The sequence below is a fragment of the Bowmanella yangjiangensis genome, assembly GCF_017255015.1.
Classification (GTDB): domain Bacteria; phylum Pseudomonadota; class Gammaproteobacteria; order Enterobacterales; family Alteromonadaceae; genus Bowmanella; species Bowmanella yangjiangensis.
The window spans coordinates 1-10673 of sequence record NZ_JAFKCS010000035.1; the positions used below are offsets into that span (position 1 = coordinate 1).

7 protein-coding genes are annotated in these 10673 nt (G+C 47.7%); 2 read left to right on the forward strand and 5 right to left on the reverse strand.

All coding sequences use genetic code 11. The features are described from left to right. On the forward strand, nt 1–1655 hold a 1655-nt coding region (locus J0A65_RS20215; protein WP_206596150.1), incomplete at its 5' end, for an AAA family ATPase. 37 nt (nt 1656–1692) lie between these two features. Here the strand turns inward: J0A65_RS20215 and prsT are convergent. Then, on the reverse strand, nt 1693–4476 hold the full coding sequence (gene prsT, locus J0A65_RS20220) for an XrtA/PEP-CTERM system TPR-repeat protein PrsT (protein WP_206596151.1): 2784 nt from the start codon (nt 4474–4476) through the stop codon (nt 1693–1695). Between the two features lie 68 nt (nt 4477–4544). Continuing rightward, entirely contained in the window at nt 4545–5276 is a 732-nt protein-coding gene (gene xdp1 / locus J0A65_RS20225) for an exosortase-dependent surface protein XDP1 (protein WP_206596152.1), read from the reverse strand. Nucleotides 5277–5525: 249 nt separating this feature from the next. Here xdp1 and pssA point away from each other — a divergent pair, with 249 nt between their 5' ends. Further along, on the forward strand, nt 5526–6320 hold the full coding sequence (pssA, locus tag J0A65_RS20230) for a CDP-diacylglycerol--serine O-phosphatidyltransferase (RefSeq protein ID WP_206596153.1): 795 nt from the start codon (nt 5526–5528) through the stop codon (nt 6318–6320). Nucleotides 6321–6353: 33 nt separating this feature from the next. Here the strand turns inward: pssA and J0A65_RS27740 are convergent, their stop codons facing one another. The 3 genes from J0A65_RS27740 to J0A65_RS20245 form a co-directional block, all read right to left on the reverse strand. Next, on the reverse strand, nt 6354–6836 hold the full coding sequence (locus J0A65_RS27740; protein WP_206596154.1) for a PEP-CTERM sorting domain-containing protein: 483 nt from the start codon (nt 6834–6836) through the stop codon (nt 6354–6356). A gap of 143 nt (nt 6837–6979) precedes the next feature. Further along, nucleotides 6980–10150: a S8 family serine peptidase gene (locus tag J0A65_RS27745; RefSeq protein WP_206596155.1), complete on the reverse strand. Its 3171-nt coding sequence runs from the start codon at nt 10148–10150 to the stop codon at nt 6980–6982. A 343-nt stretch (nt 10151–10493) separates the two neighbouring features. Beyond that, a partial coding sequence (locus J0A65_RS20245) for a hypothetical protein (RefSeq protein ID WP_206596156.1) occupies nt 10494–10673 on the reverse strand: 180 nt, incomplete at its 5' end.

Below are 10673 nucleotides of genomic sequence, written 5' to 3' on the forward strand. Positions count from 1 at the left end.
GCGAGCTGCACTGCGTCGGCGCCACCACGTTGGATGAGTACCGCCAGTACATAGAAAAAGATGCGGCTTTGGAGCGTCGTTTCCAAAAAGTGCTGGTGGATGAACCTTCAGTGGAAGACACCATTGCTATTCTGCGTGGTCTCAAAGAGCGTTATGAGCTGCATCACTCTGTGAATATTACCGACCCGGCTATTGTGGCGGCGGCTTCATTATCCCATCGTTATATTAGTGACCGTCAATTGCCCGATAAAGCCATTGATCTGATAGATGAAGCGGCGTCGAGTATCCGTTTGCAAATTGATTCCAAGCCAGAAGATATGGACAGGCTGGAGCGGCGTATTATCCAGCTTAAGCTTGAAGAGCAGGCACTGGCCAAGGAAACCGATGACGCCAGCCATAAACGTCTGGAATTGATTGAACAGGAACGCGAAGGTCTCGAAGTGAAGTTTAAAGAGTTCGAGAAACTCTGGAATGCCGAAAAAGAGGCCATGCAAGGCACGCAGCACATCAAGGCCGAGTTGGAGCAGGCTAAACTGGATCTGGAAATTGCCCGTCGTGCCGGCGACTTAAATCGAATGTCGGAACTGCAATATGGTCGAATTCCAGAGTTGGAGCGCCGATTGGAACGTGCTGATGAAGCACAGCATCAGGAAACCCGATTGTTGCGCAATAAGGTGACCGATGAAGAAATTGCCGAAGTTTTGTCGCGTTGGACTGGTATTCCGGTTTCCAAAATGCTGGAAGGTGAGCGCGAGAAATTACTTCGCATGGAAGATGTGCTGCATAAACGAGTGGTCGGGCAGGCAGAGGCGGTAAGTGTTGTGTCCAATGCCATTCGTCGCTCTCGCGCCGGTTTGGCTGACCCCAACCGCCCCATAGGGTCCTTTCTGTTTTTAGGGCCAACCGGGGTGGGTAAAACCGAGCTATGTAAAGCCTTGGCGGAGTTTTTGTTTGATACCCAGGATGCCATGGTGCGTATTGATATGTCTGAGTTTATGGAGAAGCACTCGGTGTCACGTTTGGTCGGTGCGCCTCCAGGCTACGTTGGCTATGAAGAAGGCGGCTATCTGACTGAGGCGGTAAGGCGCAAGCCTTATTCCGTTGTGTTGCTGGATGAGGTAGAGAAGGCCCACCCAGACGTATTTAATATTTTGCTGCAGGTGTTGGATGATGGCCGACTAACCGATGGTCAGGGTCGTACGGTGGACTTCAAAAACACCGTGGTGATTATGACTTCCAACCTAGGGTCAGACATTATTCAGGACAAAGCTGCGCAAGGGCAGTATGAGGAAATGAAAGCTTTGGTCATGGGCGTGGTGAGTCAGCACTTCAGGCCGGAATTTATTAACCGGATTGACGATACCGTGGTTTTCCATCCGCTTGGACATGCGCAAATCAAAGCTATCGCCGAGATCCAGCTAGCCTCGCTGACCAAACGTCTGAGTGATAAAGGCTACCTGTTGTCGTTAAGTACAGCGGCCTTGGATAAACTTGCCGATGCAGGTTTCGACCCGGTTTATGGGGCCAGACCACTGAAACGCGCTATTCAGCATGAGATAGAGAATCCGCTGGCGCAAAAACTGCTCAGCGGCGCCATTTTGCCTGAATCCACTATACAGGTGGACGTTGAAAATGGTGAGTTTGTAATTCAATAATCTGCTGCAAGCTAATCAGGGGCCGCAATAGCGGCCCTTACTTTTTCAGGCTGTCAAGCAGCAGCACCGCATCCTGAAATTCAGGATAACTTGTACTTTTGATGGCTTCTTGCAATTGCACCCGTGCTTCTTCAAGACGGTTGAGTTTACTTAACACGTAGCCCAAGTGATAGCGGATTTCCGGATTACCAGCGTCCAGAACATAGGCTTCCCTTAATAGGGGCAGTGCTTGGTCATATCGACCCATTCTTGCATTTAGCCAGCCTAGTGTATCCATCAGCGCGGGGCTGGGTTGGCCAATTAATTTTGCTCGCTCAGCCGTGGTCAGCGCTTTTTCCAGGTCTGTCAGGGCATACAGGTTGGCCAAGTTGTTTAGCACAGCTGGGTGGTTTTCAAACTCAGGTGTCAATAGCAACTGTTCATAGTGCTGGATGGCTTTGGCGCTTTGTTGTGTGTCCAGGTAGCTATCTGCCAGTAATTTTCTCACCCAATCTGGCTTTGCCTGAGTACTCAGCCGTTGCTCTATCGCCTGTTGGAACTCTGCTGCGCCTATGCCTTGTCGGCTGAGCTGATAAAATATAGTAATGGCAGCAAGGTTATTTTCATCTTGCTTAATGGCAAGCTGCAAATGTTGTATGGCTTGTGGCCAACGTTTTTCCATGGTGGCGAGTTCAGCCTTTATCAGAGAAAGTTGTGTGGCTTTAATTTGCATGTTGGGCAGAGATTTCAGATAAGACTTGGCTGCTGCGAGGTCTCCAGCGTTAAGCTCAAGTCGGGTCTGTGCTAGTTTGATATCCACAGATTCTGGTGCATTGAGCTCTGCAGTGGCCAAGGATTTTCTCGCGCCTGCAATATCTTTTATCTGAGTTTGCATCGCTGCCAAGCTTAATAGTTGTGGCGCGGAAGTGCTCCATAAGTCGTAAAGCAGATCCAAATTTGTTTTGGCACCAACGTGATTCTTTTGCGCCATGAGCACTTGCGCCTGTAGGTAGACAAGCTCTGGATCAAGGCGATTATTCTGGCGCAGTTGACTGGCCAGGGTAGATGCCTCAGGCCATTTTTGCAGTTGAACATAGATTTGTAGCAACCTGCGCGACGCTTGAGCATGCTCAGGCTCGTACAATAGTGCTTTGTTTATCCAGTTGGCGGCTTCATCTAACTGTTGCTGAGATAAAGATAAGTCTGCCATTAATAATATGGCGCGAACATTATCAGGATGTAGCTTAATGATTGCTGTTGTAAGCTGCTCAGCTTGTGCATAGTTGTTTTGTTTATTGGCTAAGATGGCCAGGTTAAAGTTCGCTGATAAGTTATCAGGTGATTGTTTCAGCACGGCTTGGATGACATTTTCAGCCTGCGAAAACTGTCCGGTCTCTATCAAGACTGCGGCATGCAAATTGAGTACATCTATGTGCTCAGCGTAATCCTTCAATAGTTGTTTGCTGATGCTCAAGGCCTGATCTGAATGTCCTGTTTCTAGAAGTAGCTTACTCTTTAGTAAATGAAAGCCCAGATTCTCAAAGGGAACCTCGAGACCGGCAATAACTTGAAGTGCTTGTTCTGATTTGCCTTGCAGACTTAATAAATTAGCGCGCCCAATCAGAACAGCCGACTGTTGGGGGTATGTTCGATTTAGTTCTCTGAGTAACTGCTCTGCTCTGAACAGATTGTTTTGCTGTAAATAAAGCTTAAATAAGGTCAGGCTTAAATCCAGATTAGACTTGGTCAGGCGTTGGTGTTGTTCCAGTAAACTAACCGCTTTATCTGTTTGACTTGCCTGGATATAAGTTTCCACCAGAATTCGCAGTGCACGGTCTTCATTAGGACGCTCTTCCAGCAGCCGGCCAAGGATGCTGCGTGCGGACTCTATATTACCCTGAAGAAATTCCACCAAGCCATGTAGATACTGATTGCTACCCTTGTATAGTTCGCCAGCTGGGTCCAGCCTGGCGAGTTTACTGCTGATATCGCTCAGCAGTGTCAGACTTTCCTTGGCCTTCCCCTGACGATTGAGCAACCAGGCCTTCATCAAATTGGCGGTTGGATCAGAAGGCGACAATGTGAGAAGTTTGTCATTCATCTCGCTGGCTTGCTGATACTGGGCCAGTCCAAAATAAACCTGAGCCAAACCTCGTTGAATAACCGGGTCCTCGTTGTCTAGTTTGTAGGCCTGCTGATAATAGTTCAGCGCCTGGTCTAAGTTTCCCTGACGTTGTCTGAGTTCGCCCATCAACTCAAGCGTTTGTTCGTTATTGGGCTGCAGTTGCAAAGACTGTAATACCCAGTCTTCAGCACTGTCAGCTTGACCTGTTTGTATTAAAAAAGTGGCAATGAGGTTACGTGCTCGTACTTCATCGGGGAAAAGCTGCAAAGCCGACTTAAATTCCTGTTCAGCCAGTTCTGGTTTGTTTTCTAGCAGGTAAGCTTGACCTCGTAACAAATGCCACTCAAAACGACCTTCATGATTAAGACTGTAATACTGTTCTTCCAATACTAGTAGTTCGTCAACTTTGCGCTGTAGCAATAAACTGGTTCCCAGTAGCGGCAATACCAAGTGTAAATCGGCGCCAAGCTCGAGGGCCTCATCAAACAGCTGCTCGGCAGCCGCCATATTGCCCGCTGTGAAATACACTTTGCCCATCAGCAAGGTTGAGGGGAGGTGAGATGGGTTTTCTTGCAGCGCATTTTTCAGATGAATAAATGCCTCCTCTATCTTACTTTCTTCATAAGCCGATAAAGCAGACTCATAATTTTGAGAATAATCAGCGCTCCGTAGGGGCATAGAAGCGAGCAATAGCAGACAAGCGAGAAGGTGTTTCATGGTGTCTCCCGGAAGCTTAAAAGACAAAGGGTAGCTGATTGGCTACCCTTATAAGTCATCAGGAAATATCAGGATACTTTATTTGTGCGACGCAAACACAGTAAACCTAGAGCGAACAACAAAATGGCTGTTGGCTCGGGAATGCTAGTGCCGGGGTTCCCATCAGGGGTATCCGGGCTTTGAGTATACAAGCCGCTAATTTTCATATAATCCTTTCCCGACGCATAGTTTGCGCTACCACCGAATGCCGGGTTGTACGCACCAACTAGCCAGTATTTGGATGTCACAGAACTACTGACACTGCGGTACGCTGAACTCGCTGTGCCTATATAATCACCTTGTGATACCCAGCCATTCGATAAAAACTGACTCCAACTTAGATTGGCCAAGCTATTTACACTGCCACCACCTGTATAGGCTGCAAAGGACATGTCAGCGTCACCTTGATGCCAACTGATACTCACACCATCCAAAGAAACAGCGGTATCAAAGCTCAGTAACAGAGCGTCGAAGCCGTTATTGTTATCAACGCCATGCTCTGGATTATATAAGTTTTCAATTCCTACCCCTCCAGACCAACGGCCAAGTTGGCTCTGGGTTAGGTTGCCGCCTTGATTCGTGGCATCTGTCCAACCGGTAATCGTTAGACCAATACCATCGACATTCATACTCAGGTAGTTTGAGTTGCCAAAACCGCCAAACGCAGCATTACCTAAATTCCAAGTCTCTGTGCCGGCTGATGCTTGACCGCAAATCAGCGCCGCAACCAGTAGTAAAGATTTCTTAAACATCTTTTTCATTCCTGCCCCAATGATACTTAAGAACTTAAGCAGAATTCATTCCACTTTTTGTTTTTCTATAGTAATCAAAAGGATGTGGTCTTTACTCTATGGCATAACATGGTTTAATGAGGTCGGTTTGTAAAAATTGTGGACAGTGGTGCGAGTGGATGCAATGAATACACTGTGGTTGTTGGGCAATCTCTGGGTTGTGCTAGAGTCATGTTGGGGACCTGTGGTATCTTCTCGCCATCAATCTGGGAGGAATCAATGACCGACACCAAGCGTAAAGGTATTTATCTGCTGCCAAACTTACTGACAACCGGCGGCCTGTTTTCTGGTTTTTATGCCATTGTTTCGGCAATGAATGGTCACTTTGAGGCGGCCGCTGTAGCAATTTTTGTGGCGATGCTGTTTGACGGTCTTGATGGCCGTGTGGCGCGCATGACCAATACCCAAAGTGAGTTCGGTGCTGAGTATGATTCCATGTCCGATATGGTGTCTTTTGGCATTGCTCCAGCCTTAGTTGCTTATACGTGGGGACTAACGGAGCTTGGTAAACTGGGGTGGCTTGCAGCTTTTGTGTATGTTGCGGGTGCCGCGCTCAGACTGGCTCGTTTTAATACTCAGATAGGCATTGCTGATAAGCGTTATTTTCAGGGATTAGCCAGCCCAGCAGCGGCGGCATTAGTTGCTGGGTTAGTTTGGGTTGGCGTGGAGTATGAAGCGGTTGGGACTGATTATGGTGTGATTGTCGCTTTTGTCACGGCCGCAGCCGGTTTGTTGATGGTTAGCAACTTTAAATACAATTCCTTTAAAGAGGTTAACTGGCAAGGTAAGGTGCCTTTTGTGGCACTGCTGCTAGTGATGTTGGTATTTGTTATCGTTGCTACTCAGCCATCGCTGGTGCTGTTTATTGCTTTTCTTCTGTATGCGGTGGCTGGGCCCATCAACACCTTCAGAAGCGTAGATAAGGTTAAGCTTGAGCATGTTGTCGGGGATGCTGACGAGCAGGTGGATGCGGAATTCGGACCCGAAGATAAAGCTAAAACGGATAAGGAATAAAAAAAGGCGCTGATATCAGCGCCTTTTTTGTATTTACTTTTGCATCTTACGACGCATTCCCAGCAGTCCTAGCATCAGACCAAACATAACCAAAGTCGCAGGCTCAGATACAACACTAGCTTGACCTAACGCCAGTCCATTGACAAATAGTAGATCGGCACTTCCACTGTCAAAAACGGTGAAGTAGTTGTAGTCTGGGTTGTCAAAGGCATCAAAGTAACCTTGGAACGCCCAGCCAGGTAGGGAAAAGTCAATATCAAAATCCAGAAACTCAATACCGGCATAGATATTGTTGGTATCAAAGATTGCCTGGAAGGAATAGCCGTCTTCTACCGGAATATCGTATCCTAGGAAGTTAAACGACACGAAAGACAGCACCTCACCTGTTCCAAACACTGGGTCATATAATGCACCGTTAGTGTCTATAGTAATGCTACCGATGATACCGGTACTGCCATCTGATGCTACTTCAATCAGATCTTGGGTTATCAGTGCAGCATTTGCTTGCGTTGACACGGCAGCCAGGAGGCATAAGGTGGAAAGTAGTTTTTTTATTTTATTCATTTTTAGTCTCACTCATTATTCTAAGTATCGCTTTTGCGATATCTATTAATCAGCTGTGTTCAATAAGGGGCATCAGCAGATGCCCCTGTTTTTCATTAAGGCTGTACTTCCAGTACTGTTGTACCTTGTGCAACGCCTTCATCATCGAAGAAGGTCACGGCGCCCATATATAAGAAGCCTGGCTCCAAACCACGAGTCGTGATAGTGACGTTATTGAAACGTCCTTCTATTGCTCGTGGAGTGGAGCGTATGCTGGTCGTACTTTCTTGTTGGTCGGCCACCCAAACTGGCATGGTGTAATCCACACTTTGATTGCCAGCCAAATCCCAGCCGTGTACAAACACGATGTAGAAGTCACCAACTGGTGCATTAGCCGCTGGTTCTGGATTGGTAAGAATTACATCTTCATTTGAGCCACCAAACGCAGAACTGCCTACAGGAGAGCAACTTCTGGCGATACAGCGATACACGTACATATCAAGGTCGGTGTCTTGGGCGCTAACCAGACTGTCACGCAAGCTGAAGCGGACCACTTTAGTACCTTCAGGGATCAGGAAGCCATGGAAGCCCAAGCCAGCTTCATTAAAGGCAAACTCCCTATCTTCGTCCTGTGATACAGTTCCGCTAGAACCAAATGGTGCAACCAAGCCTGCGTAATCGAGACTGGTTGAACCGCTGTAAAGCATCTGAACAGGGAAAGAGGCACGACCACGATTCAATTGCAAAGAGAGTGCTTCAGGTATATCCATCTTCACATCACTAGCAGCTTTAACAGCTAGTGGTGAGCGAACGGAATGGCCATTTTCATCTGTCCAAGTGATAGCACCAAATGCCCACTCACCGATGACTGCGTCCCCGTTTTTGCTGAAGGTCACGGCATAGCTGGCCTGGCCATCGGCTGGCACAACGAGATCTTGGGTTTCAGTCTCTACGCCATTCGAATCGAAGGTCTGTATAGATACGTCAATACCCGCAGGCGCTTCTATATTGGCTACATATGTGCCACCTAGCCCTGATACATCTTTCACTGTGCGAGACAGCGTTTTGGGCCCGGACAGTGCACTGATGGCCATAGACGGATAGTTAAGCTGGTTGGCTTCGGTGGCGAATCCATCGCTTTCCCATTCACTACAGGTGCGCCCGGATTCAGTCTGAACAAAGCTATTTTGTGCCTGACCGCACATAAAGCCGAAGTAATCACCGGCATTCAGATCATAGGTAAGACCTGGCTCCATGGCTTTTACAGGTGCAGCGTGGCCGCTGCCGAAATTAAATGGCGTTGCAGGGATGGGGCTGATCACATTCTCATTTTCGTCATGCATAACCACAACATCTTGTCTTGCTGTTGTCATTAATGCTGACTTGATTTGTGCGGGCGACCAGGATGGATTTTGACCCTTCAGCAGCGCTGCCATACCAGCAACATGGGGGGCTGCCATGGATGTACCGCTAAGGTATCCATATGTTTCGCCTTGTGGGCCAAACATTGGCGCAGATGAAATTCCCGCCAGAATTCTCACCCCTGGCGCAGTGATATCCGGCTTGATCAGATCTTCAGTGTTACCGTTAGGGCCTCTGGAGGAGAAATCAGCCATGATATTGCCAGCTTCTACCTGTTGCTGGAACGAACCTGCGCTCATCTTTATGGTGACATTTTCTCCGGCAGTGATAGCAGCATTTAAGGCTTCGCCATCTGTTCCGCTAATCATTACACCAGGGATATCGTAAGCGCCAGTGCCGCCCATTACTGTTACGGGACGATCGTCACTGTATACAATAACGGCTTTTGCACCGGCTAATTGTGCACGCTCTACTTTGTCTGAGAAGTTACAAGTACCGCGTTTAAGCAATGCAATGTTGTCTGCAATTTCAGCCGCGTTGTCTAATGGACTAGGCTCGCCGTCGAAACAGCCCAGAAGCGGTTCTGCTATTACAACCTTAGCTGTGACTTCACCAGATTCAGACAAAGGTTTGGTAATAGAGCCTTCAGTTGAAAGCAGGGTCTCTGCTGGATCTCTTGAGACAATTTCAATAGCATTAACATAGCTGATGCCATCGTAGGTTGAGGCCGCAACGCTGGTTACCCAGGGTGCAGGAGTTCCTACTGTAACTGGGGCTGTACCACTGTTACCCGCAGATACAGAGACAAACACGCCGGCATTTGTTGCTCTTAACATTGCAGCGGTCTGCGGTGGGGTAAGGCTGGTGCGGCTGCCGCTAATAGAGTAGTTGATCACATCAACACCATCGGCAACGGCAGCATCAATCGCAGCCATTGAGTCCGAGCCGAAACAACCTCGCTCTTCTACACCTTCAGGGCTAACGTAATCGCTATTCCAGCAAACCTTATAGGCAGCTATGCGTGCACGAGGGGCAATACCTGTAACATTACCAACATCAGTGCCGAACAATGTTGCTGGTACGTTTTCGTTACCGGCCGCTGTGGAGGCGGTGTGTGTACCGTGACTTGAAGCATCCCGAGGTGATTCAAATTCGCCTAATCCATACTGAATTTCATAGCTGGATTCAAAGCCAGCCTTGAAATAGCGGGCGCCGATGAGTTTGTTGTTACATTCAAAGGTGCCTTCAGCCATCTCTGCACCGGAGTCACAGACACCGCTCCAACCCAGATTTTCCGTTGAGCTGTAGCTTCCGTCATCTGCAAAGCTTGGATTCTCTGGCCAGATGCCAGAATCGACTACGCCAATAATGACGTCTTCACCTTTAATCCCCAAGGTATGCTGACCATTGGCGCCAGTCAGGCCCAGAAAAGCAGGTGTGTTTGCTGTAGTCAGCTGTTGCTTTTCATCAATCCATACACCAGCTACATCAGGATGCTGACGTAGCTGAGCAGCTTGGGCCTGAGATAACCTGGCGGCAAAGCCGTTAAAAGTATGGGTGTAGTTGTACAGAACATCGGTCGCACCAATGGCTTGAGCGACGGCTTGTTGTTTGTTTTTGAGCTGCTGGGTATACGCCGCAAGTTTGGAAGACTTGGCGTTGTACAGGTTACCCTTATTTGCGGCAAGATGATTGCTGGGTTTCAATTCACCCAGTTCTTGTGCCTGAGCTACACCCGACATACCTTTCAATTGAACTATATAGGTAGCGGTTTGACTTGCGCTTTTGTTTGGTAGGGTGGCGCTTGAGGTCGCTTTAAGTCCGCTGCGATCAATTTCAATTTCTTGTGCTAGAGCATTCGCTGCCGTTAGAGATACCAGCGCAGTTGAAATTAAACTGCCTAGTAGTGACTTCCTAAACGTCATTTTTATCTCCTGGTTGTTGTTTTTATATATATTTCTTCAGAGGTAAGCTGAGCCTGTCTTGTCTGACAATGCTTACCCTATAGATCTACTCTATGAAAGTTGGAGGGCTTCGATGCAATACGACAGTAGCCGAGCATTTGGAAGCATATCCCTGCTATACAGTCCCTTTCTAAATACAAGAATTAAAATATATCCAGAGAGGGGGATAACAGCATTCCATAAGTGGAAGTTTTCCAATGCAAGATTTAATCCACTTGTTATCTTTTTGATTTTTAAGTGTAAAAAATGTGGTATCTCTCTGATGTGTAAGAAAAACTGACATTGTTACGAGAAGTCTCTCTATCTAAGGAAACATAGGAAAATAACACCCCTGCGCAAAAAGTGTGCGAACGGAAGGTTTTTTGCAAAAACCAGTTGACGGCTTCGCTGAAATCTCTAGAATGCGCACCACTTCGACGGGGTAGCCCGGCAGGCCAGGAAGGCAGAAGGATTCAGGGAACGGCAAGCAACGAAAGAATAAAAA